The organism is Pantoea sp. YR525, from assembly GCF_900116775.1.
GTDB classification, from domain to species: domain Bacteria; phylum Pseudomonadota; class Gammaproteobacteria; order Enterobacterales; family Enterobacteriaceae; genus Pantoea; species Pantoea symbiotica.
In genome coordinates, this window is the sequence record NZ_FPBU01000006.1 from 114866 (window position 1) to 136590 (window position 21725).

Consider the following 21725-nt stretch of genomic DNA (forward strand, 5'->3'; position numbering starts at 1 on the left):
AAATGGCATTTGCTTAAGTGTCCTTAATGACGCCATTTATCTGAATTAACTATTTACTGCAGTCGCACCCATACGAGCGTGCCTTCCATCTTCACTGCTTCAATGGCAGCGTAAATCTGTGCATCCGTGATACTGCCGGCAACCATCTCACGAGAAACATACTCCCCCTGAGATGATTGCCCGTATGCCGCTGTAGAAGTCCGGTAGCCCGCTACCCACGGAATGCCCGCCTTCTTTGAACGCTGGACAGTAACAAATGCCTGGTAAGGTAAAAGGGATGAACCATAACCACCAGCCGCGCCATAACCCATTGTCGGCCGACTATATGCTCCCGTGTCCTGCACCCGCTGCGGCTCAAATATCGTCGGTGAATTGCCCGTCAGTTCTGCAAGAACATCGTTGATAGCCTGTCGTGTTCCCCGCTCACGTAAGAGTGCCCGTTTAATCACCGTGCGAAAGACGTCATCAGTCATATCCACAGGCCGCGTAAGAGAGTTCCCGAAAAAATCATACGCCGCCATATCCAGCCAGCCATCACTGGCGGAAGAGATACGGATCTGTGTTTTGGCGTAAAGATACAGGGTGTAGCACCAGGATAACGCCGCAGCGCATGCTGATAGCGGTCCATTCAGAATGGTGCTTTCCTCTGCAAACCATGCGGGAGGAAGCAACACCCTGAGTCTGGTGTAAAAGTCGTTCTGATCACCTTTGGCCATTCAGCTCACCACGATTTTCCCGGCACGAATAATCTGTCTGGCAGAAACCGCAAAATCCGCCATGCCACCGTTTACCGTCAGAGAAGTAACGTTGATTACACATGGGCTGGCGGCATAGGCCACTCTTACCAGCTGGGTGTAGGCAAGCAATTTGCCCAGTGACAGGCTCGACAGGTATTGATTAAGAGAAGCGCGCACCTGATTGACGATCTCCGCGTGATTAGCAGTGGCCTCGGTAGATACCATTAAGACGACATCGACTTCGATGGTTTCTGGGGGGAACACGCCGAACGACACCGTGAATCCCCGGGTATTTTCGATAGCCTGATAGGCTTTTTTCAGTAATGCAGGTGCGGGCAGCCCTGTGCCATCATCCACCACAGCATAAAAATAGCCGGGCTTATACTCTCCTTCCAGCGTGACATTTTCAGTCAGCGTATAACTGATACCGCTCTGCAGATTACTGATCGCAAAACCAATAGCCGCTTTCGTGGCTCTGGACAGTGAAGCAATCCACAGCACAAAGCGCGCGCGGAAGCTGTCATCGGATTCTGCATCCTTACCGTTTGTAAAAGCATCGTTATTAGTTACGGCATCAACCGACATTACCGAGCCAGTAATGACAGTAACTGTCTTCGCCTGCGCGTTACCTGCAGTCCCGGCAATATTCGCACGCACCGGGACGGCTAGTGAACTCACACCGGGGGCGATGACATACGCAGCCCGTGCTACATCCCACTCTTTAATCAAAGTGTTGGGTATGACTGAATAGGTCTGAGAGCAGTCAAATGTAGTCACCTGCGCGCCTTCCTTAATCAATGCCTCGCTGCCTGGAGTAAACCGGCTAAACGTCACTATCCCACTGGCCTGAACGGCCTGAAGGCGGAAAAAACTGAAGTCCGCCATCCAGCTGTCCAGGTCTTCGCCAGAGCAGGTAGCTGCACGTGTCGTGACCAGCAACTTCACTATCATCTGCTGTATCCACATGGCCACCCCAGCGTTGGATTCCGCAAGCGATCGCAGGATGCTACCGATCGAAAAATCCAGCAATTTTTCCGCTCGGGCCTGAATAGCCGTGACCTGTTCACTGACGAGTTCAGAGAATGACCTGGTGTTAAGGGAAGCCATCGCTTTACCTCGTTACGTCGAAATGGAGAGATTCATTGACCCTGGTCGTGGCGTCGGTGTAAGCAACTGAGACACTGACCCCACCTTCAATAATTGTCAGCCTGATTACCGGCGGTGGATTACTGGCCACCGATTCCTCCAGTAGCATCTGCCCGGTGATGAGCACTTTCCACTCTCCAGGGTTCACCGTTTCACCAATTTTTTTTGCCAGTCCGGCGCCATATTGTGGGTGAAAAACGTAGTCGCCCGGATTAGTCAGTAGGCGACGTAAAATTCGTTGATTAGTGCGCTCGCTTCCTTTTACTGTTCGCAGGTCTCCAGTAGGCGCCTCCTCGAGGTCGCCGCCTGTGAAGTGATAGATGTCGTACATGCACTAAGGCGCCCGCGTTGATTTAATCTGCTGCTCGGGAGGGTCAGTACGCTTACCCCGACCTTTTTCAAGGTGGGTATGACCGCCATAAACAGTGCGGATGCGATGTAACGATCCAAACCTGCCGTTTTTGTCGAAGATGTCTTTAACGACCCTGAGGTTTTTATCGACCGTCACATCACCGCCGGTAAAGTGATGCGCCGGTGCGTTAAAGGTGAGCTTAATTTTCGCACTTAGCAGAACTTCACCGCTGTTCAGGAACTTCAGGAGGGAGCCACTCTTATGCATCAGCCAGAACTCGCCTGATGGCGGCCCAGGACAACGGTCTTCATCGTTATAAAATTGCCCTGCTGCCATGCCGACGCCTGTCAGACCACTATCAAACTCAATCTCCACCACTGCACCGATCATCGGTCCAGCGGCCATGCCCCAGCCATTGCCTACCCAGGGAGAACTCAGTGATATCCAGCCTGTTTCTTCACCCGTAGGTTGCAACTGAACCTTCACGGCATAATTGTCAGGATTATAGGCAGTGATGATGCCCTGGCGTGTGCCACTTTCACCGGCGGCACTCTGTTGTGCTGTCGCCGCCATGATATTCAGTAATGCTCTCAAAGCCAGACTCCCAGCGCTGGGCTGTGGTTTTTCCCTGATATGTCCATGGTGTACCCCGTTTCCCAGCTCAGCGTCCGGCGTATCCGATCGCAGTGGTAAATCTGGTCGAAAGGACTCTGTGTGCCCTCAATACGTATATGTCTACCCGGCATAAGCAGATTGTCTCCTGCCGTTGATCCACTGAACTTCATCTCATGCTGTACCACCTGCCGGTAAATGGATTGCGCCAGCGCGTGAGCACCCTTTTCTGACAACCCGTTGCGGATGACCCGATAGACCTGCTTTTGGGATGTGGCTTTTCCTGGTGCGATACTTTTAGCCGAAGCCGGAAAGGACACGACAAACTGCTTATTTTTCAGTTTTGCATTCCAGCTCAGCACCTCAACCGTAATCCCCCGGGAAATGGTCAGCGCGCGTGAAAACGACAGGTCGTCGGAGGTATTGCACTGTGGATACGCCAGCAATCCGGGAGGCTGCCATCGAATGACATAGTTCTCAGCTTCAGCCGGATCCCGTTTCGGCTCAAAGTGCAGGTTGTCGCCATCCACGTAAACCAAGAAATTCTCAATGGCCGCAAGCGTTGTGATGAGGTCCCACTCCGTCTGCTCACCTGTCAGGTGTGCAGTATCAATCTGGTAAAATTCGCCAACACGCCTGCTGGTTGCGATAACAACCGGCGTGAGGCTGTGCCGTTTGGCCAGCATGGTCGCTATCTTTGAGCTGGTCATGTTTTTAAAGCTTTCCCCTGTGGTCTTCGCATCAATAAGCTTCGCGGCAAAGTCACGTCCTTCAGCCAATATCACAAAGCGCGCGGGTTCGAAGTGCCAGGTATCAATGTTGCCGGTGATGTGCCTCTTCTCATCAATGCCTGCTCGCGTGCTGACCGAGATGAACAGTTCAACCCGGATAGTCGTCTGCACTGCCCACCAGTTCAGCATCTGCATGGCGGCTGGCAGAGCTGTGATGGCCAGTGTCAGATCAAACGTCCCGGCGCCGCGAAAGGCATGCGCTTCAACACTAAACGATATGAAAGGCACGTCAGTACCATTCAAAAGACAACGCCCGCTGATTTGGCGGGCGCTGGATAAAACAAGAGGATCGTTGACGTCCATGGCTAGTTCATCGTTCCTGAGGGTATTTGTAGAGTGTTGATACCGCTCAGTTGCGGATCGGTCAGGTCGTTAGCTTCGGCAATTCTGGTCCACATAGATGCGTCCCCGTACTGTTCTGATGCCACCTGATACAGATTGCCTCCAGCAAGGGTAACGGCTTTAAACCCCTCAGCAGACTGACCTGTTCTGACGTTTTTATTCAGTCTTCCCAGCACTTCCTGTAACCGATACAACGCTAAAATACGCGTGCTGCAGTCCAGATGGATAAGCAGGTTACTCACGGTTTTTGATACCGGATTACCTGGAACCAGGCCACCGAGTGAGGTGATATCGCCGGCAGCGGCTTCCAGTAATGCCAGCTCATGCTGGATAATATTACGGGCGGCAATGAGGGGTCTGATTACAGACTGAATCTGCGCCACGGTAGCATGGGCAAAGTCCGTAATCTGTTTTACCGCCTGATGGAAATCTTTTACTGCCCTGGTGACAGCATCGATACTGATCATACTGGACAGGCCCAGCGCGCGCCCAAGATCACTGTCAATCAGCCCCCGCAATGCGCCCGTCAGTGCATCAGCTTTATCGGAGTAACCATCATTGCTGATGATTGCCACTTCAATGGAATACGGGCGACGCCATACATACTCATAAACCGGCGCAAAACGGGTGATGATCACCGTAAAGCGGTAATCGTCGAAAGTGAGCACTGTTGGTCGCCCTTCGTCCCGCATCCGCTCAAGGGCACCAACGCGTTCACCTGCCTGCGAGCCGGTGATGACGCCAGACCAGGTCAACGGTTCGTATTCGGTACCCAGCACATCAATGATGCGCCTCCCCCCGATTAGTTGGTGCTGGACTGTCTTCTGCCGACCGGGAATAACCACACGTTCCGGCACTTCGAATTCCATAAATTCGAATTCGCCTAATATCAGACGTGTGGCGGTCGGATCTCCACCACCGGTGAAAGATAAATTTATATATTGAATGCTCATACGATGATGACTGGACTTTTCCAGTAAGTGGCCCTAAAAATCATTGTTCAGGGATTTACGCCTAATGAAGGCTGAGGGGATTACATGCGTCACACTGTCCATTTTTTGTGTCCGGTTAACATGTCCACGGTTTCAGGCCTTCAGGACGCATGTCTGAAAGCTTTGGGGAATGGTGCAACGCAAATTAACCTGCATATCTCCAGTCCGGGCGGTGAGCTGTTGGCCGGTTTTACGGCTTATCACTTTTTAAAATCCCTGCCTGTGCCGGTGCATACGCACAATCTCAGTAACGTAGAGTCCATTGCAACGGTGATTTATCTGGCTGGTTGCGACCGCCGGGTAAACCCAGGTTCGCGATTCTTGATCCACCCTCTCCAGTGGGGCTTCACTAATCATGCTGCGGATCACGCCCGAATAGCAGAGTGGGTTAGAAGTCTCGATAATGATATGAAACGTTTCATTGATATCCTCACTGCAGAGACGAAAAACTCTGGTACGGACTGGTATGCGAAAATTGAAAACGCTTCATTTATTGATGCTGAGAACGCCGTTAGTTTCGGCCTTGCTGATTGTGAGATCCGGGCGACGCTTGAAGGTTCGGTAACTAACTGGTGGGTTAACTGCTGAAAATTATTGATAATGCAATATTGCGCGCGATGCATAAAGGTTCAGTGAGTCAGGTCCCAATTACTTAACACGAATGCCCACAGAGAACATTGTGGGGTGATTAATGTAGTGCGTACGCGGTTTGCTGTTCCTGAATCAATGTCAGAATAGGTTTGTGATCATAAGTTGTCCTCCAGAGATTCAATTGCCATCCGCATAGCCTGATGTTCCTCTCCGGTAAGAATTTTGTAACGTGCTGCAAGCTTTTTAATCTCTTCAACTAACAGTAAGCGGGTGGTCTCTTCTCCCCGCGCAGCTTTTTGTATAGCTACCTGCCCTATAATCTGACACGCATCATCAAAATTCTGTTCGAGTTGTTTACTTAATTTAGACACGATTGGCTCTTAATTCTGGTTATTAGTCTTAACTAAGAGTGGATGAATATGAGATAAATTCCAATAAGAAAAGAGGAAATGTTGAGGAGTATCAATGCGCTGCCCTTTCGAATCCCATGTAGAAGGATTCACACCTCGTCTCATGGTTCATCTACACTAAGATGATCACGGCCCCTGGTCCGATAAAAGATAAAAATTTGCCGCTTTACATGTACTTCTCTCAACATAATCTACAATCATAATTGTCTTTATCACCCCCTGTGATGAGACCCGCTCTTGTTGGAAATTTGGCACAGGATTGTGCCCAGCCCGGTTGCCACCACTACCGGGCTTTTATTTTTATCACCCCTTCTCATCCCTCATTGTCTTTAATCTGATGCTTTACTTCTCACAAGATTATTAGCAATTGACGGCTATCAGATAACTGAAGTTTTGTTTCACGTTACTGCCGCTTTAGCTTGTCGCCCGCATGAGTCGTCGATCGCTACAATTGATGCATAAAAAATGATTAGCAACAGTATGGCTGGGCATAATGATGACGATGGATTTAAAAATACATACGAAACTCAGCCTAATCCCGCCCCTTAAGTCAATTTTTGGTTGCTTATTTGACCTTCATCATTCTATTCCCCTGCCTGAGGGTGGAAAAAACACACAAGCTGCCTAATATTTTTATGTGAGTGGCTTAATCCTAACCTAAATGCAAAATTAATTAAGGACTAACTATGGCAGAAGTAAAACTCAGAGGCGGTGCAGGTAATTTTGCTAACGATCCTAATAGAGCGAGTGAGGCCGGTAAGCGAGGAGGACGTGTCAGCGGTGGTAACTTTAGAAACAACCCGGAACGAGCAATCGAAGCTGGACGTAAAGGAGGACGGATAAGCCGTCGCCCTCCAAACCCATCTACATGAAGAATTAATAAGATATGTGCCATGGATTGGCATAAACACCTGTCCTGTTAACTATTTTTAGGACCTTTTAATTCTCCAGTCATATGCAATTAAGGAATTAGAGAGCTTCTTTATTGTTGGTAATTTCATCACCAATTTTGGCAATGAACTTTCTTTATTACCTTTTAATGTTGAATACGATTCGTCATTAAATAAGTATCATACGGCCATTCTCCTTATGTTCCGTACGGCGCAAGGGAAGTTTAATTAACAATAGTCAAGGCATAAATACATTGCTGACCTGGCCCGGATGAGTCATTAGCATAGATGGATCGAACCTACTACTCCCTTCTGTTGCACGAGTCGCCTCACGTACCTGATGTTGCGTTACGGCCTCGCCCACTGCTTTTTTGTCCAGATAGACCTTGCTGTGAACCTGAACCATCTGCTGAATTCTGTCTGGCATTGGCGGGACGTCATTACCGCGATGTAAGCTCTGCATACCTTTAGCATAATCTATCCCACCCTTATTTCTTCCCTGCGTTGCCATGGCGATCGCTAATGCTGAATGAGTTCCGGAGACGCGTGTACCACGGGTTATGGCCTCAATATCATCGTACAGCGTGTACGCGCTCTTCTTCAGTTGGCGTTGAGCCGTTGTCGGAATGTTGACGCCTGGCAGATTGTTGAGCAGGCCGATGATGTAGTCAAACAACCGGTTAAAGCCTGACTGCATACTTTCTCCGAACTTATCCGCCCTGCTCTCAATGCCTTCCCACCAGCCAATGAAATGCTGCCCCATCCCCTTTATTGCTGACCAGGTGGTACTGCCCACTTCGCTGAACTCTCTCCACATTCCCGTCAGCGCGGGACGGATGCGTGCCCAGTTGCTGTAAATCAGCACGCTGGCACCTGCAACTGCTGCGATGGCCAGCGTCACCGGACCACCCAGCATGGCGGCAACAGAAGTTATAACGCCGAGACTGCCCACCAGCCTTGCTCCGGCAATGGTGGCACTTAACAACAGAATGCCACCGGACAGCAGTGTCAGACCCGCGAGCGCAGTCGCAGAGTAAGCCGCAATCCGGGTGGCCCATGGATTGTCTTCGGCGAACTGGCTGAGCTTGTCGATAAATCGTGTAAGTCCCAACGTCAGGCTGGTTACCGTGGGCAGCAGCTGGATGCCCAGGATGGCTTTCAGGTTGGTCCAGGCTGCCGTGAGCCCAACAGCGGCACCGTCAGGTGAATTCAGATAAGTGTCGTAAGCAGCGCTGTAACTCTGCGCACGGTGGAATACCTTGGCGTCTTTGCTCAGCTTAGCGGCATTCTTAATGTGCTGGCCATAAAACTGTCCGGCGTTACGGTTCAGGTATTCACCGAGCATGTTTCCGACTTCATCATCGGTAAGCCCGCTGCCGTAACGCTGTCGGATTTTATCCGCCATCACGGCAGCAAGTTTATCGGGGCGGGAAAACAACCTCGCATACTCCGGCTTCAGACCGCTACTGGTAACGGACTCACTGCCAAGACTCTGCCGGTATAAATCCCTCTCTTCAGCCGACATGTTGCGCATAGCTTCGCGCATCATCTTCAGTCGTACAGGACTGACACCCTCTTCCAGCATGCCTATTTCAGCGAGCAAACCCTTTGCCTTCCGGTCCATGTGCCCACCAATCAGCGAACTGAATGCTGTCATAAGCGCAGTACCGGATTTGTTACCCCCTTTGTCCATGCTCATCAGGCCAGCAAACTGACCATACAGATATTGCGGATCGAGCATCATATAAGCGGCTTTGCCCGTCTGCGAGGCGGCAAGAAAGTCTTTCGGGCTGACACGCCCGCGAGATGCAAGCTGTACCTGAGACATCATTGACAGCTCATTCAGGAATCGGGCGGGATCATTAATCACCGCACCGCCACGGTGCTCTAAAGCCTTCGCTGCGGCATTGACCAGTCCGTCAGTTGCGCCTTTACCAAGCGCCATACGTACTGTCGCTTCATAGCGGGCAAATTCTGGCGCGGTCTCAACGGCATGGTGCAGATCACCAAAGGCTGTATGCAGGTCCTGAATCAGGCGAATATTACCTGCAATCGTGGTACCCAGCGTCTGGTGTGCCAGCAACTGCGCCTGACCCGTCACTGCGGCATTGTCCTGAGCTGAAAGATTAAGCGTGCGGAAATCAGTCTGAGCGCGCACCAGGTCTCGTGCAGCCTTAAGGGTTGCATCCAGTCCCTTTGTAATACCCAGGCCAACAGCTGTCAGACCTCCACCGGCGATCGTCATTCTCCCGATCTGTTTCATCTGAGCCTGAAACAATGCAGCCTGCTGGTGGGTGTCTGCAAACCTGCGGGAGACAGCCAGTAAACCAGCGGAGATGTTTTCAGTCAGACTAAGCCTGACGGCGACTTTGTAGGCTTCTATATCCATCGACACTCCGTTAACAGGCAATAAAAAACCCGCTTTCGCGGGTTTAGTCAGGCTGCATGGCTTTTACGCCATTCATCGACCATCTCTCGTGAAACTTCTTTTTTGTAGCAAATAGGGGCATACCCGCCCTGCTTGCTCCACGCACTTCTTCTACCACAGCTACTGCCATTACGGGCGGAGTTGAACGGACAAGCACAGACGCCAGGGTAAGATGCGATTGAATCTTCGATGATGAGCTGTCGTATCTGATCGTCGGTTTGTTTTGATGATTTCGCTTCTGCTGCGCCTACAAAAAGTAAACTAATTGCCATGGCCATCGAAAAAGCGATACTGCGTGTTTTCATGAACCCCTCCTTATGATTAGAGGGACAAATTAGAACAACCTGACACACAGCAATCGTGTGATAAAGAACCAATATATTGCTTAATTTTAATCAATGACTAAAGGCAAAAATCAGCCAACTCTTCTGCCACTAAGTCGGAAGTGACTTTTTCAATCAGCCACCTTTTTATGAATTTTGACGAGGACTTGAGAAACCCGGCGCCGACTAGGAATATTCTCATAAATTTTATTGATAATTTTGTGCCTCAGCCGTAATGTGATTTCGCCATTTGGCAACACAATCACACAGCGAGAAACATGATGAAAAAGGTAATGGCTATTTTTTGCCTCATTCTGTCAATGGGTGCTTCGGTAAGCGCATTTGCGGGTAATTGTCAGCATAACAACGATACTGCTGCAGACGGTTCACGTTGCGGTAACCGCTCTGCGGACGCTCGCCCGGGCGGCAACTAAACTGATGGCCCACGAAGGTGGGCTATAACTCTCAGACGGCTTAATGTGGGATAGATGATCAAAGGTTATTTTGGCTAAATGATCCTCGTTATTCGCCGATAATCTCAGGCAATCAACTCATGGAGAACTCTCAATGGAAAAGCCAAACCCTCTCGCAGCCCTGTCACTAATCATCTGGTTTCTGATGTTCATCCCTTGCTTTCGTATGGCTCAGAAAGCTGGTTTCGGATGGAAAATGGCGTTGCTGCTATCCTGTCCGGGCCTTCACTTCATCATGCTCTACGTCTTTGCCTATAAGAAATGGCCAACTGCCCCATATCGGTAAGCATTGCTCACATTTTAGACTAGGCGACAAGGAAAAGATGAGTTAGGATAATTCTTAATTCACTTCACATTCATACAGTTAGACGTTGGTAGCTAAATACATAAACTTGGATATCAATGATATGCATTAAGTGTTAAGTGAATTTTGTCAATTTAAAGTGTTAGTCCTAAAAGATGCCATCTATCGAATCGCTTACAATTTTCAATGTGACACTACAGGTGATGTCAACTACTATGAGCAAAGTATCAGATGCTATAGACTATCTGACCGCTAGGAAAAAATCTGTAGCGTGTATGGGTAAGCAAGGTTTGCGTCTTATGATGACTGACCTAGGGTTTAAGGATACTCCCGGTGATACAGATAACCACCGAATCTTCACACATGCTGCTCTGAGTGATGAAACAGACTTCAAATCTACTTCTGTAGATTGCACTCACCAGCAAAGTAGACCAATGAAATTGCCTTACGTTGTTAAGATCATTGGTGTTCTTCGAACTTATAAAGGAACATTCGAAGAGTGGGAGAGAAATGAGAATGAGAATGCACAAAGCTGAAGAATATACAGTCTCAGTCAGACTTGAGATTATTGAAGATGAAAACTATTTTGTTGGTCGTGTGGCCGAGCTACCTGACGTTGAGGAATATGCTGATTCAGCTGAAGAAGCCATGTCTTTGGTCTTAGACTCTATTCGCACGACTCAGCGAGTGTTTGCTGAGGAAGGTCGTGAGTTTCCGACACCACTGGTTTTCGATAGGGAATCAAAAAATGCAAGTGGGAGAGTCACGCTTCGCTTGCGTAAAAGCACACACTACAAAGCCGTAGTGGAGGCTGAGTCTGAAGGGGTAAGCCTTAATTCTTACCTCTCATCGTTGATAGAAAGTAATATCGCATTGGCAGGCTTCAGTGAAGCTACCAATAAGCTTAACTTTGTCCAGCAAAACATTCAGAAACTGACTACGTTAGTTGAGAAAATCTCCACAAATAGCGATATGCATTTAACGATTTTCTCCACATTATTCAGAAAGACTGCATTTTCAATGCAATCAAAAGTTAATTACTTGCTGGAAGATGAAATTGAATATGAATCACAAAGTCAGCCATCTTTCGCACGTTTAAATGTAAGTTTCATGCAGGGCGATAAACATGTCAGCTGTTGATTTTATTGAAAGCGTGAGTCTGAAATCAATCAGACCTGAAAAGCTTATATCTAATTACGATAGAAGCACAGTTTGTCCGGGTGAAAAAGAAATAAAGCTCACCCTGCAATCTTCATATGGGCAAGACAAGTCTGAGCTTAATAAGTACGTTTTGAAATTTTCAGCATGCACCGAAGTGTTCGAGGATAAGTCGCAAAAAGAACTTGTCTCAGTAACCTTTGAAACACATTACCTCTTTGACATTATTAACGCTGACAGAATCAAGAATATTAGCGATGAGGATAGAACCGCAATAAGTTCATCGATGGTATTTCTTGATTTTAGAACAAGGCTTATTAGAATCCTTGCGGATGTTGGTTTAAACTCTGTAAAAGTGCCACTTAGCCCTATTAACGCACAAACATCAGAATAGCACTAAAATTAATAAGCAGTCGCCATGGTAACTGCTTATTACATCCAATCACTCCCCTTAAAAAAACATTCCAAAATAGTTCCTCGGTTTAAATCGCCATTAAAGTCTGCATTAATCATAATTTTTGCACGCAACTTTGCTCGCCTAGGCCACCCATCACTCCCGGACTTTTTGTTTTCTAACTTTTGCGTTTCTTCTCGTCCACTTTTTTCAGGAACATCCACTGAATGCTGTAGGCCACACCGCCGGGCGCCCGTACCCACGAAGACGAAGAGTGTCCATCTGTGCCCATCACCACGAACGTCACTCCGACCAGGTTAAGCAGTTCGACGACCTTTCTGTCCCAGGTTTCTGCGATACCGGTATCGCCTGGCACCACATCCACTTCGACGCGTGTACCTGGCGGGCATGTTACACGTGTGCATGTTCCATGAATTTTAGCCATGGTGTTGTCCCAGCTGTCTCCGTAGTAGGTTTCACTGTCATTCGCATCCATGCCAGCGCCAACCATCGTCAGCGCAAGTAAAGATAATACTGATAATGAGTTCATACTCTTTCGCCCCGAAAAATGCCGAGACTATAAGCTGACACTGACAGCATTAAGTTTTCCGCAAATATGCTTTCCGTTCGTATTCACTCATCATGTTTCCGTCTGTGCGCGCTTCACCGCCTCTTCAAGTTCACTGAAAGGCACATCACCCGTCAAAACGGTGTCGCCGATAAGGGTCGCGGGCGTATGAGTGATGTTGAGTTTTTTCATCAATGCTTTGTTCAGCGCCAGGGTATGCGTGACATCCGGGCTGAGTTGATAAATGGTTGAGCCTGCAGAGCGGACTGCATTCCGGATACTGTAATCATCCAGTAAGCCCTGATAACGCATCAGATAGCGATGAAAGGCCTCAAATGTTGAGGGCTGTTGTTCCCATAAGGTGAGAGCCATACGCGAAGGGTTAAGCGGCTGAAACATGGATGGGCTGAATTTGTAAGTAACAGCCAACTGAGGATGCAGCGCCAGCAGCCGATGCAGTTTTTCATCCAGGCCTTTACAGGCTTTGCAACTGTAATCGGTAAAACATACCAGCGTCAGCGCCGGTTGCAGCGCCCCGACTCGCGGTGAATGCGGATCATCAAGCAGGTTGCTGCGAATTAATGCCTCCGTCTCCGGAACCCTTTCGGGGGTATATGCCACCAGCTCCGGAGCAGGCACGCGATGGATGTGACCTGGTGCGATGGAAACAATCTGCGCAGGTGCAGGTAAAGCAGGCAGTAAAATCATTGGGACAATCAGGGCTTTCAGCATAATTACTCCCGAAACAGTTCATCGGCCGGCCCCGTGAGAAGGTCAACTATTGGCCGTAATGACATTGAGGCGCTAATTTGACTTAAGTTTGGCGATGAAGTTTCGTGGCGGGATTTATATCTGGCGGTCATATCCCATAACACTGTGGATGGCGGTGCCTTCAGTGATACCCGTAACTGCAGCACGCCCCAGTATCCGGCGGATGGTGCGCTCATTGTGGATGACTGCCGGGCCAAGCACCGGACGAGGAGGCATATTGACGGTACCGAATTCAAACCAGGGAGCTCTTTTATCTTTTGAACCTACCACCGCCTCGAAACCACTGATCTCATGCTCCCACGTATCGCGGAACTCACCGGTACGCAGAAGCGGAGCTTCCAGTGGAAAGCCTTTTCTCGCCTTGTCCTCTTCGGTACTCTCAGCCAGCGGAGCCCAGTCCTGAAAAGGACCCACCGCCGGCTGATAAAAACCGATTTCATCTTTCGCGGTCTGTGCGATAGATTCTGCGACGTTTTCGAGTCCGTCAGCCAGTCGCTTGTGCAGCGTGACTTCCAGCGCCGCAAATTGCAGTGCCGCAGCGAGGAATCCATCTAACTCTTTCACGTCTGTTTCTCCCAGGCCCATGTCTGCCAGTTGAACTGCGCCCCTTCCAGCTCTGAAAAGACGATCGCCATCGCGTGCCGTTCGTGCGTCACCATCTCTGTCACATCAAATACCATTGAGAATGGAACCCCGTTCTTCAGCAGCCAGCAACGACTGCGAAAATCAGGGTTCAGGGCGAGTTTTTTGTGGCGGTCCTGTGAATGTCATCACCTTGATTGCAGTCTCCGGTCGGGAAAAATTGGGTGGCCAGCGCGTCCATGCCCTCGCGCCCCAGAATGCTGATCATGGCATCTACCTGAGCCTGCGTCTGAGGAATGGGGTACTCATCCCCATCAATGTCTGAGACCCGCGCTGCAGGAATGGCATACACATTCACATAAACCGGGTTCATTGCGGCCTGCGCGCCAATTGCCAGAATCAGACGTGATTCCTGTAACGGGTCAAGCTCGCGATAGCGGATAACGCGACCGCGAGTGTCAGTTACCTGATTTAGTACAGCAACGGAGGGTTCATCAGATCTCGGTTTTTCATGGACTGTGACTTTCACTCAGTAACCTCAGTTAACTTTTTTACGACGGCTGGCTGTGAACGTCAGCGTCTGGTTGACGGTTTTCTCACCCTGCTTGTTGCCGGCATCGGTGAGGTGAAATGACACCCCTTCATAGCGGAACACGCTGACCGTGCCATTCGCTTCAGTGATGGTTTCAGTAATGGTGCCGCGCGGCTGATCAATACCGTTGTAGTAGTTCTCTTCCCACTTCGCCCAGAAGTCATCCAGCGTGGCATCCATACGTTCAGCCGTAATGGTCCCATGCCAGCCAACAGGGATTTGTAATTCATCAGTAATGCCGTTGAGCGGGGTAATCTTCTGTGTCGAAACCTGCGGCTTTGAGTCAAAGCTCATTATTTTGGGAATGCGCAGCTTGCCCGTGTGCGTATTGATATCAACAGCGATATCGCGGCCCACGGTATAGCCAAGGGTTGGCATGGTTTATCTCCGGATTAATAGCGCAGCGGCATTAGCGGTGTGAGTCGTTTGAGACGGAGATGGACACGCTGCCGCCCCCTTCCATATTCACCAGGAAATAGCGCACCACATTCAGATATTTGACCTGCACATCGGCCGTCATATAGCCCAGCGCAACGCGGGAATCCGGGTTGTTGGTCGCATCGAGGCGCACTGAGAAAGCCGGCCCGCCGTTCGGATCGCCGATCATCTTCAGCCCTTCCAGGTTTGACAGGAATGACTCCAGCGTGCTTTTCGTTTCCCGGCGCAAATCCACCGTCTGGTTGTCACCCACCACGCCACCAAAGCTTACCGCAATCGTCAGCGACAGGAAGTTGGTCATGCGGGTGTAAGTGTCATCATTCTGGGTCGGGTTGGATGAGGTATTCCGCCCCGAGCGCATGCCAAAGTAATGGCCGCCCGGACAGGGATTGGTGATGACATCAAGACGCGCTGAGTTAATCGCGCCGATTTCCGGTACTGAATAGGGACGCCCCGCCTGCTGGCGCTCCGTGGCAATAATGCCAGGGATACGTTTGTTCAGGGTGGAGATATGCGGTGATCGGGATGCAATATTCGCCGCTTCGAAGGTGGCTGGCGCAATCAGCCGGTTAATCCCGTTGGAAGTGTCTTTCCAGGACGGCCAGTCGCCCACAATCAGTTTCAGGTGCCAGTCATCCACACCAGAACTGTTAAGCTCTTCAGACAGGGTTTTGTAGTCGGTGGAAACACCGCCCTGGGTGATGATATATGCCCCTTCTGACTCCGCAAACGCAGCCATCGAAGGCCAGCAATTTTTATCCGTCACATCAATCAGGTTGATGACCTGCGAGTTGGTACCTCGCAAGGCAAACATGCCTTTACGAGGGGTATCAATACCGTCCTGACCAAGGAGAATTGTGTCATTAATTCCTGTTACGCCATCGGTACCGCCACTCAGGGTGACCTCAGTAGCCGGTGACGGCGTCGTCGCCTCTGACTCGGTGACTTTTGCCCTGACTAGCTGGCTGGGACCGCGAATATTCATCTGCCCGTGGTTCACCGCCTCTGCCATGGCTTTCCACATCGCATCCCCTTCACCTTTCAGGTTATCGAAGACCTCAGCACTGACACCCGGCAGGCTGATGGTGAGCTTTCGTGAACCGACGGCGGTACCGTTACTGATGCCTGCGCTGATCTGATTACCGCGCGTGCCGCTGTACAGTGCCGTAAGCAGCAGGCCTGATTTATTGGCATTTTCACAGAGTCTGCCACTGGCCGCTTTATCCTGACCGTTTGTCACACGCACACAGTTCAGGTTTGTGGCACCGAGCTGCAGTGAAATGGCAGCCGCCGTGGCCAAGTCATACTGGCGGTCTTTAGGCGCGCCCAGAAAGAAGGCCATGTCGTTATCAGAAAGGATACAAAAGGCGCTGTTAACCGGCCCCCAGCATGCCACACCCACCAGCCCCAGCCCGTCGGTGGGTACACCATTAATGTAACGGGCCCGGGGCGGGACAACCTGAACATAAAGGTCAGGTGCCGTGAGTGCAGACGTGTTGAGGTCGCCGGTTGAATAAATCGGCATGAGAGAGACTCCGGATGAGTGAGCTGATGCTGGAAAAAGGGTTATCGCTTGGTCTGGTGCCCGTTCAGGGTGACCTCAAACTGTGTCACCTCAGGTGCGGTGATGGTCCGGGTGGTGGCGTAATTCACGCTGAAAATCAGGTCGCGCCGGTAAACATGCCAGTTCTCTGACCTGTCCGAATCTAACTGCCGGGCATAAAGGAGCTGCGCGGGCGCGCCGTCGTTTAAATCAATGTGGCACTGTTCAGAGAGCGCCGTATCAATGGCGCTGCCGATGCGGTCCCGAAGGCCGGGCGTGGGTGCCCATACAGTAATATGAAAATCCTTTATCTGCCTGCGCAGCTCTTTTACAGCCGTGCCCGCGGTGGTAACTGAAATACTGAGATGCTCTGCCAGCGGGATACATACACTGCTGAGCACAGTGAATGACTTCGGCAGTGCTACAGACAGCGCGTGAATTGCCCGTCCAGCCGTGGTTCCCGCCCGGAAATGGAAACTGAACGTTTTCCTGTTTAGGGTTATCAGCACGTTTGTAAGTGCCGACGCCACACCTGTAACACTTATCGCGGTGCCGTTCACTGTGAACTGCAGTGTCGGTTTGCCCTTAGCCATCAAACGGAACGGCCTGCCAAGCGCCGTGCTGATTTTACGCTCTATCGGCAGCGGCCAGACGGAGATGTGCACACCACCGTTATCAATATCCTGCTGCAGTGTTCCCGGCACCGGCCAGCCCGGATAGATTTTCACTGAGGGGTTAACAATACCGGGTAACCGGCTGCCACCCGGATACACCACCTCGGCTACCCGACGGGCCAGGTAACGGGCAACATCATCGGTACTGGCCATGCTACACCGTCACCTGAAGCGCTGTCAGACGCCAGCCCATGTCGGTAAGCTCCGAGCCGCTGATGACAAAACGATGCCCGGCGTCATCCGTTATAAAATCCCCGGCATGAACAAAGACGCCTCTGAACGCGGGCATCATAATGTTATGCCACGCGCTGCGCGTTTCACCCGGCAGCTTCAGCGGGCTGTGCTCACCGCCCCGGCTCAGCAGAATATTGGCGGGCCAGCCGGACATGATGAGCGCTCCATTTGCTGCAGTCGTGCCACCGTAATCCTGCAGCCCGGTATCGGAACCTGACTGAATAGTTCGCCTGATGCTGACAAGCCGCTCGGCTTTGACACACAGGATGGGTTGTAACAGCGGCATGGCTGCCACGTAAAAGGTCCCCTCTGTGGACACCAGGATATCGCCTGCCTCGAACCCCGCCGCGTCAAAGATACCAATGCGGGCGGCCTGACCAAAACGCGCAGCACGCATGTAGCCGTAATCAGTCGTGAAGGACGCTGCAAGCACCTGCAATGGTTCCGTTTTGAGCGGGCTGAACGGGTTCACTGCCCGGTAATGCCGGGCGATACTGCCAAGACGTTTTGCTGCCTTGCGATTACCCATGCTTACCCTTACTGAAAGCTGTAACGCATCCATATCAGCTCCTGACCAGTCGTGCTGAGCTATCGCCCAGCGAAGGACCGGGAGTGATGCCCAGCAAGCCGCACAACTGACGTCGCCACTGGTTGTAGAGGCGTGTGCGATCGGCCACTTCAGATCGGTTGCGCTGCCATACCGCTGCTTTATCCGTATCGAGATTTTCCGCAGCGCGGGCAATGCCACTCTCCAGCCCCGCCAGCGTAATGAGGAAACTTGCCACTATTAGTTCCTCCTCATCCCGCAGCGTGTTCAGTCGATGCGCCAGCGTCTGATAGCGTCCGGAGGTGACCTGTGCGTACGCCACATCTGAGCGATCGTCGGGAATGGTATCACCCAGCATCGGATAGCCCATATAACGGCGTGCGTCCGCCTGCTGTTGGGGAGTCAGCATGAGATACCTCATTCAGTGAGATGTCACCGGAAATGGCAGCTAAAGGCTAGCCCAGCAAAACGGCGGTGTGTTCAGGTTTGATGTTCTGACATCCCCACGCAGCAGCGATTTCATAACGAACACGGCGGTATTGCTTATACATCGAGACTTCGAATGACATGTTGGTGCGTGGGTCGGTGATCATGATACGGTCGTCTGCCATATCCCCCTCTTCAGGCAGCGCGGGCGCACGTGTAGCGAGGATGATCGCAGAACGGCTGAAAGCAAAGTTGGCCGTGAACTTACCGACGACTTTAAGCTCGGTTCCTTTCAGTATCTCTTCACGTACGCCAGGCGCAAAAATATGCACCCCTTTTTCAGAGTCCACCTTAGCAATGACATATTTATGATTGCCGGCAACAAGAACATCACCCAGGGAAGCCTGCTGGGATGTGATCGCTAAGGGGATAAATGTGGAACCGACAGCAATTTTTTCATCTCCGGCCAGTTTAGAGGCTGCACCTGCCTGGCCATTCAGTGAAGCCACCCCCGCCGACTCGCGCAACGTGAAGCCATGCAATTCGAGCAGTGTGCCCTGCGCACGCAGCGATGTGGTGCCCGCTTCGTTGGCTCTGGTCAGCTGCGCCATGGTGCGCAGTGCTGCACCTGCAGTCGTGTCGATAACACATTGCAGGTCACTGAGCGGTGCACCGTTATCGGTGAGAATTTTACGCACCTGTGCCGTATCGGTAAGCGTGTCTTTGAAAGGCGTTTTACCCGCCTCACCCGCCGCACGTGAGGCGCGACGAAAGAGCTGTCCCAGGTCGACTTCGATTTCATTAACCAGCGTACGCATCGCCTGAGTGACCTGGTCGCGGCGAATACCGTGGTAGCCTGGTCCCGATTTGATGCCTTTCTGTTGCTCGCCTTCCCAGCGGAACGGCACCATGCGGGATTTGGTGATGGTCAGCGGCACATTATCAATAATCTGATCGCCGTTATCGGGTGGTAACTGGCCGGGCGTCACATCATCTGCTTTGGCTGCAGGCGTCAGCGGAATACGGATCGGCTGGTTAAGAGCCGCACGTTCCGCCGATGCATCAAGCGTGACGGAGGGAATAAACCCTGCCAGTTCGCGCGACACTATATCGAGCGACTGATACAAGTCGGGAATAAGTTGCGTTAGGGTATTAGACATTCAGAGTGCCCTGTTAATCAGTAATCTGCACACCCGCGCACGCTCGTTCGCTCTGCTCCTGAGGGCTGAGTGTTTCGAACTGTTCACGGGTAAGCGTATTCGGGTTGGTGTTCCCATTGCCTCCACTGGAGCCGCCGCCTGATGCGCCGGTGCCCTTGAGGATCTGGTCTTTGTAGGGATAGTGCTCAACGAGAATGCCCAACGCTTCATCGAAGCTGGCTGCTTCGCCAGGCTTGATTGCACTGAAGATTTTATTGCCTTCACGATCAAACGCCGTGACAGCGTCACCGACTAACTGGAAGTTACTGCCAAAACGGGCTTCCACGAGGTCAGCCGGGATACTCATCTTCTCGGCGATGAATTTAGAACGGGCAAAACTCCCACCGATTTTTTCCGCAGTGAGCTTTTCGCACAGGTCGTCGCGCTCTTTGACGATCGGGGCGTATTTCTCTTCTACTGCACGAACTGCTTCTGTACGCACCTTTTCGATTTCACCAGCATCCACCAGCGTTTTGTCTTCCAGGTTTTTAACGGTTTCCAGCGCCGCCAGCGCAGCGGCCGGATCAGTGATGCCGTCGAACGTCTTAAGCGCGGTCTCCGCCGTCTCCGCACGTTCGCGGTGCGACCTCGCCTCGCCATTCAGGCGCGAGATGGTCTGCAGAGTGCCCGGCGCATCGAATACGATTTCTTTGCCGTCATCCTGCATGTACACAGGTTTACCATCGTTCACGACAACATTGCCGTTCTCATCGAGTTTAAGTTTCATACAGGTCATCCAACCGGGTAAGAGCCATCCGGCTCGTGGCGCCGAGCTGCATCCGCAGCGGTCGGCAATAAAAAAGGCCCATGCGTTTGCACAGGCCTGAGAAGGTTAAACCGGGTCTGGTACCGGCTTATCTTTATTGGGTGGCGGCATGGCGCGGATACGTAGCAGTTCATCCGTCCAGCGGAGTTCGCTGTTTATCAAACCACGGCGCTGAATTTCGTTGAACAGCGTTTCATCTGACAAAGCCCGGGCTTTATGCATGCCCACCAGGAAGTCTGCTGAGGCTTCGGCGAGTGTGGTGGCACCAAAGTCGCTGAATATCGTGACGTGACCGCCGTCGTTTTCCCCGATCCATTCAGCCAGGTACTGCAGCGCCAGACGAGATGCATCGGTCAGGTCACAGACCATACGCTGCAGAGCACTGGTACCCGCCTCGTTATCTGCCAGCGTCTGCACCACGGTTCGGTGGCCGGGTTTAATCACCAGCAATTCCGCCCCTATCTGACGCATCTTCTCCTCAAGGTCGAGAATGTCAGTGCGCCCGGCTTCGATGGCTTTACCGCTGTGCTCGACATAGCGCAGGTCTGCATCGTCTTCTTCAGCCATGATGGCAGACGCAGCCCCAACAGATATCGGCCCATCGCCGAGTTTTTTACCAAACAGGACCGGCACCCGCGCCACGTGCAAAATGGTCTGCTGGTCACTGCGGGACTGCCAGTGCTCGACATTGAGCCATGCAAGCTCAGTCAGCGGCGGCCTGCCGTGCATGAAACCACGCTTATCGCCATAAACCGGGACAAAGGTGATTTTTTGCAGGCTGGTTTTACCCTCATCGTGCAGCTGCCACTCCAGAGTACCGGTTGTGGTATTGGGTTTTTCACGGTAAACACGCCAGCGGCCGGGGTTCAGCACCCTGACCTGTTCAATGTTTTTAACAACAAATTCATTGTCCGGATCGCGCTCGCTCACCGTCTCGACAAAGCGCAGCATGGTGAACGTCTCCTGACCATTGACTCGTTCGGAGTCGAAGTCCAGCAGGCTGTTGGCGGTCACCTTCACGAAGTAAGGACGCAGCCCCCGGTGACGTTCCTCAGCCAGAGAAATGCGATTATTTGAGGGCGGGTGCTCAACCAGAATGCCACACAGGCCATACGCCATCGCCTCTTCACAGATGTCAGCCAGAAACGAGTGCAGATTTGTACCCTGCAGGTCGATATCGGCGAACATTTCTCGGATGCGGGCAGGCACAACCTTCTCATCCCAGGTCACCGGGCGGGAGAAGGGTTTGCCGCTGAGCACTTCAACGGTTCGGCTGAACGCCGGAAACAGCGTGGCCGTACTCAGGCGGTTCTGATAGAACGCATCTTCTTCGTTGGGCCACCGTGGCAGATACGTTTTTCCTGCCTTACGCATTGCCGCCGTGCCACCCAGCAGTGCGCTGATCATGGGCCAGCATCCGGCCATCGACTCAATTCTGGGCG

General features: G+C 51.6%; 26 protein-coding genes. 5 read left to right on the forward strand and 21 right to left on the reverse strand.

Annotated elements, in window-relative coordinates:
* Positions 1–53: 53 nt before the first annotated feature.
* From BM323_RS13590 to BM323_RS13615, 6 genes are read right to left on the reverse strand one after another with little or no spacing between them, the layout of a single operon-like run.
* Positions 54–716 (reverse strand): hypothetical protein, encoded by a 663-nt coding sequence (locus BM323_RS13590; protein ID WP_091003807.1) that lies wholly within the window; start codon positions 714–716, stop codon positions 54–56.
* Positions 717–1844, reverse strand: coding sequence for a baseplate J/gp47 family protein (locus BM323_RS13595; protein ID WP_091003810.1), 1128 nt, complete (start codon positions 1842–1844; stop codon positions 717–719). It abuts the gene before it with no gap.
* 4 nt (positions 1845–1848) lie between these two features.
* The gene (locus tag BM323_RS13600; RefSeq protein ID WP_091003813.1) at positions 1849–2214 is read right to left on the reverse strand and encodes a phage tail protein; all 366 of its coding nucleotides are present in this window, start codon (positions 2212–2214) and stop codon (positions 1849–1851) included.
* Between the two features lie 3 nt (positions 2215–2217).
* Positions 2218–2829, reverse strand: coding sequence for a phage baseplate assembly protein V (locus tag BM323_RS13605; protein WP_091003816.1), 612 nt, complete (start codon positions 2827–2829; stop codon positions 2218–2220).
* Positions 2826–3941: a phage late control D family protein gene (locus BM323_RS13610; RefSeq protein WP_091003819.1), complete on the reverse strand. Its 1116-nt coding sequence runs from the start codon at positions 3939–3941 to the stop codon at positions 2826–2828. The genes BM323_RS13605 and BM323_RS13610 overlap by 4 nt, the downstream gene beginning before the upstream one ends.
* 2 nt (positions 3942–3943) lie before the next feature.
* Positions 3944–4933 carry a LysM peptidoglycan-binding domain-containing protein gene (locus BM323_RS13615; protein ID WP_091003822.1) on the reverse strand — a complete coding sequence of 330 codons (990 nt, stop codon included), beginning with the start codon at positions 4931–4933 and terminating at the stop codon, positions 3944–3946.
* 84 nt (positions 4934–5017) lie between these two features.
* Between BM323_RS13615 and BM323_RS13620 the strand changes: the two genes are divergently transcribed.
* Positions 5018–5560 (forward strand): ATP-dependent Clp protease proteolytic subunit, encoded by a 543-nt coding sequence (locus BM323_RS13620; protein ID WP_008101683.1) that lies wholly within the window; start codon positions 5018–5020, stop codon positions 5558–5560.
* A gap of 158 nt (positions 5561–5718) precedes the next feature.
* Here BM323_RS13620 and BM323_RS13625 read toward each other — a convergent pair whose 3' ends face one another.
* Positions 5719–5934, reverse strand: coding sequence for a DUF2767 family protein (locus tag BM323_RS13625; protein ID WP_175501707.1), 216 nt, complete (start codon positions 5932–5934; stop codon positions 5719–5721).
* Positions 5935–6659: 725 nt separating this feature from the next.
* Between BM323_RS13625 and BM323_RS13630 the strand changes: the two genes are divergently transcribed.
* On the forward strand, positions 6660–6845 hold the full coding sequence (locus BM323_RS13630; RefSeq protein WP_071531635.1) for a con-10 family general stress protein: 186 nt from the start codon (positions 6660–6662) through the stop codon (positions 6843–6845).
* Between the two features lie 256 nt (positions 6846–7101).
* Here BM323_RS13630 and BM323_RS13635 read toward each other — a convergent pair whose 3' ends face one another.
* Together BM323_RS13635 and BM323_RS13640 are read right to left on the reverse strand one after the other, a co-directional pair.
* Positions 7102–9252, reverse strand: a complete 2151-nt coding sequence (locus BM323_RS13635) for a hypothetical protein (RefSeq protein ID WP_091003829.1) — start codon at positions 9250–9252, stop codon at positions 7102–7104.
* A 47-nt stretch (positions 9253–9299) separates the two neighbouring features.
* Positions 9300–9569, reverse strand: a complete 270-nt coding sequence (locus BM323_RS13640; protein WP_254773270.1) for a hypothetical protein — start codon at positions 9567–9569, stop codon at positions 9300–9302.
* A gap of 1037 nt (positions 9570–10606) precedes the next feature.
* On the opposite strand from BM323_RS13640, the gene BM323_RS24330 reads away from it, so the two are divergent.
* The 3 genes from BM323_RS24330 to BM323_RS13660 are packed head-to-tail and all read left to right on the forward strand — an operon-like array spanning position 10607 to position 11943.
* Positions 10607–10927, forward strand: a complete 321-nt coding sequence (locus BM323_RS24330) for a hypothetical protein (protein ID WP_139221417.1) — start codon at positions 10607–10609, stop codon at positions 10925–10927.
* Complete coding sequence (locus tag BM323_RS13655) at positions 10914–11531, forward strand: toxin-antitoxin system HicB family antitoxin (protein WP_175501708.1); 618 nt, start codon at positions 10914–10916, stop codon at positions 11529–11531. The genes BM323_RS24330 and BM323_RS13655 overlap by 14 nt, the downstream gene beginning before the upstream one ends.
* On the forward strand, positions 11518–11943 hold the full coding sequence (locus BM323_RS13660) for a hypothetical protein (RefSeq protein WP_091003840.1): 426 nt from the start codon (positions 11518–11520) through the stop codon (positions 11941–11943). The genes BM323_RS13655 and BM323_RS13660 overlap by 14 nt, the downstream gene beginning before the upstream one ends.
* A gap of 178 nt (positions 11944–12121) precedes the next feature.
* Here BM323_RS13660 and BM323_RS13665 read toward each other — a convergent pair whose 3' ends face one another.
* The 12 genes from BM323_RS13665 to BM323_RS13720 all read right to left on the reverse strand — a co-directional run bounded on the left by BM323_RS13665 (position 12122) and on the right by BM323_RS13720 (position 21690).
* On the reverse strand, positions 12122–12493 hold the full coding sequence (locus BM323_RS13665) for a hypothetical protein (protein WP_139221418.1): 372 nt from the start codon (positions 12491–12493) through the stop codon (positions 12122–12124).
* A gap of 90 nt (positions 12494–12583) precedes the next feature.
* Positions 12584–13243 carry a thioredoxin domain-containing protein gene (locus tag BM323_RS13670; protein WP_091003846.1) on the reverse strand — a complete coding sequence of 220 codons (660 nt, stop codon included), beginning with the start codon at positions 13241–13243 and terminating at the stop codon, positions 12584–12586.
* A 114-nt stretch (positions 13244–13357) separates the two neighbouring features.
* Positions 13358–13846: a phage virion morphogenesis protein gene (locus tag BM323_RS13675; RefSeq protein ID WP_139221419.1), complete on the reverse strand. Its 489-nt coding sequence runs from the start codon at positions 13844–13846 to the stop codon at positions 13358–13360.
* A gap of 169 nt (positions 13847–14015) precedes the next feature.
* A complete protein-coding gene (locus BM323_RS13680; protein ID WP_091003852.1) occupies positions 14016–14393 on the reverse strand; it encodes a hypothetical protein in 378 nt (125 codons plus the stop codon).
* Positions 14394–14402: 9 nt separating this feature from the next.
* Positions 14403–14834: a hypothetical protein gene (locus BM323_RS13685; RefSeq protein ID WP_091003855.1), complete on the reverse strand. Its 432-nt coding sequence runs from the start codon at positions 14832–14834 to the stop codon at positions 14403–14405.
* Between the two features lie 31 nt (positions 14835–14865).
* The gene (locus BM323_RS13690) at positions 14866–16419 is read right to left on the reverse strand and encodes a phage tail protein (RefSeq protein WP_091003859.1); all 1554 of its coding nucleotides are present in this window, start codon (positions 16417–16419) and stop codon (positions 14866–14868) included.
* Between the two features lie 41 nt (positions 16420–16460).
* Entirely contained in the window at positions 16461–17264 is an 804-nt protein-coding gene (locus BM323_RS13695) for a hypothetical protein (RefSeq protein WP_091003862.1), read from the reverse strand.
* Between the two features lies 1 nt (position 17265).
* Positions 17266–17907: a hypothetical protein gene (locus BM323_RS13700; RefSeq protein WP_091003865.1), complete on the reverse strand. Its 642-nt coding sequence runs from the start codon at positions 17905–17907 to the stop codon at positions 17266–17268.
* Between the two features lies 1 nt (position 17908).
* Complete coding sequence (locus BM323_RS13705; RefSeq protein ID WP_091003866.1) at positions 17909–18301, reverse strand: hypothetical protein; 393 nt, start codon at positions 18299–18301, stop codon at positions 17909–17911.
* 46 nt (positions 18302–18347) lie between these two features.
* Positions 18348–19478 carry a P22 phage major capsid protein family protein gene (locus tag BM323_RS13710; RefSeq protein WP_091003867.1) on the reverse strand — a complete coding sequence of 377 codons (1131 nt, stop codon included), beginning with the start codon at positions 19476–19478 and terminating at the stop codon, positions 18348–18350.
* A 13-nt stretch (positions 19479–19491) separates the two neighbouring features.
* The gene (locus tag BM323_RS13715; protein WP_091003868.1) at positions 19492–20244 is read right to left on the reverse strand and encodes a DUF6651 domain-containing protein; all 753 of its coding nucleotides are present in this window, start codon (positions 20242–20244) and stop codon (positions 19492–19494) included.
* A gap of 105 nt (positions 20245–20349) precedes the next feature.
* On the reverse strand, positions 20350–21690 hold the full coding sequence (locus BM323_RS13720) for a DUF4055 domain-containing protein (protein ID WP_091003869.1): 1341 nt from the start codon (positions 21688–21690) through the stop codon (positions 20350–20352).
* Positions 21691–21725: the final 35 nt, after the last annotated feature.

Coding starts and splice junctions, on each gene's coding strand:
- BM323_RS24330 (WP_139221417.1), top strand. CDS start 10,607: ATGAGCAAAGTATCAGATGCTATAGACTATCTGACCGCTAGGAAAAAA.
- BM323_RS13695 (WP_091003862.1), bottom strand. CDS start 17,264: ATGGCCAGTACCGATGATGTTGCCCGTTACCTGGCCCGTCGGGTAGCC.
- BM323_RS13590 (WP_091003807.1), bottom strand. CDS start 716: ATGGCCAAAGGTGATCAGAACGACTTTTACACCAGACTCAGGGTGTTG.
- BM323_RS13600 (WP_091003813.1), bottom strand. CDS start 2,214: ATGTACGACATCTATCACTTCACAGGCGGCGACCTCGAGGAGGCGCCT.
- BM323_RS13615 (WP_091003822.1), bottom strand. CDS start 4,933: ATGAGCATTCAATATATAAATTTATCTTTCACCGGTGGTGGAGATCCG.
- BM323_RS13700 (WP_091003865.1), bottom strand. CDS start 17,907: ATGGATGCGTTACAGCTTTCAGTAAGGGTAAGCATGGGTAATCGCAAG.
- BM323_RS13665 (WP_139221418.1), bottom strand. CDS start 12,493: ATGAACTCATTATCAGTATTATCTTTACTTGCGCTGACGATGGTTGGC.
- BM323_RS13690 (WP_091003859.1), bottom strand. CDS start 16,419: ATGCCGATTTATTCAACCGGCGACCTCAACACGTCTGCACTCACGGCA.
- BM323_RS13620 (WP_008101683.1), top strand. CDS start 5,018: ATGCGTCACACTGTCCATTTTTTGTGTCCGGTTAACATGTCCACGGTT.
- BM323_RS13635 (WP_091003829.1), bottom strand. CDS start 9,252: ATGGATATAGAAGCCTACAAAGTCGCCGTCAGGCTTAGTCTGACTGAA.
- BM323_RS13710 (WP_091003867.1), bottom strand. CDS start 19,478: ATGTCTAATACCCTAACGCAACTTATTCCCGACTTGTATCAGTCGCTC.
- BM323_RS13720 (WP_091003869.1), bottom strand. CDS start 21,690: ATGATCAGCGCACTGCTGGGTGGCACGGCGGCAATGCGTAAGGCAGGA.
- BM323_RS13705 (WP_091003866.1), bottom strand. CDS start 18,301: ATGCTGACTCCCCAACAGCAGGCGGACGCACGCCGTTATATGGGCTAT.
- BM323_RS13655 (WP_175501708.1), top strand. CDS start 10,914: ATGCACAAAGCTGAAGAATATACAGTCTCAGTCAGACTTGAGATTATT.
- BM323_RS13630 (WP_071531635.1), top strand. CDS start 6,660: ATGGCAGAAGTAAAACTCAGAGGCGGTGCAGGTAATTTTGCTAACGAT.
- BM323_RS13715 (WP_091003868.1), bottom strand. CDS start 20,244: ATGAAACTTAAACTCGATGAGAACGGCAATGTTGTCGTGAACGATGGT.
- BM323_RS13670 (WP_091003846.1), bottom strand. CDS start 13,243: ATGCTGAAAGCCCTGATTGTCCCAATGATTTTACTGCCTGCTTTACCT.
- BM323_RS13610 (WP_091003819.1), bottom strand. CDS start 3,941: ATGGACGTCAACGATCCTCTTGTTTTATCCAGCGCCCGCCAAATCAGC.
- BM323_RS13595 (WP_091003810.1), bottom strand. CDS start 1,844: ATGGCTTCCCTTAACACCAGGTCATTCTCTGAACTCGTCAGTGAACAG.
- BM323_RS13685 (WP_091003855.1), bottom strand. CDS start 14,834: ATGCCAACCCTTGGCTATACCGTGGGCCGCGATATCGCTGTTGATATC.
- BM323_RS13660 (WP_091003840.1), top strand. CDS start 11,518: ATGTCAGCTGTTGATTTTATTGAAAGCGTGAGTCTGAAATCAATCAGA.
- BM323_RS13640 (WP_254773270.1), bottom strand. CDS start 9,569: ATGGCCATGGCAATTAGTTTACTTTTTGTAGGCGCAGCAGAAGCGAAA.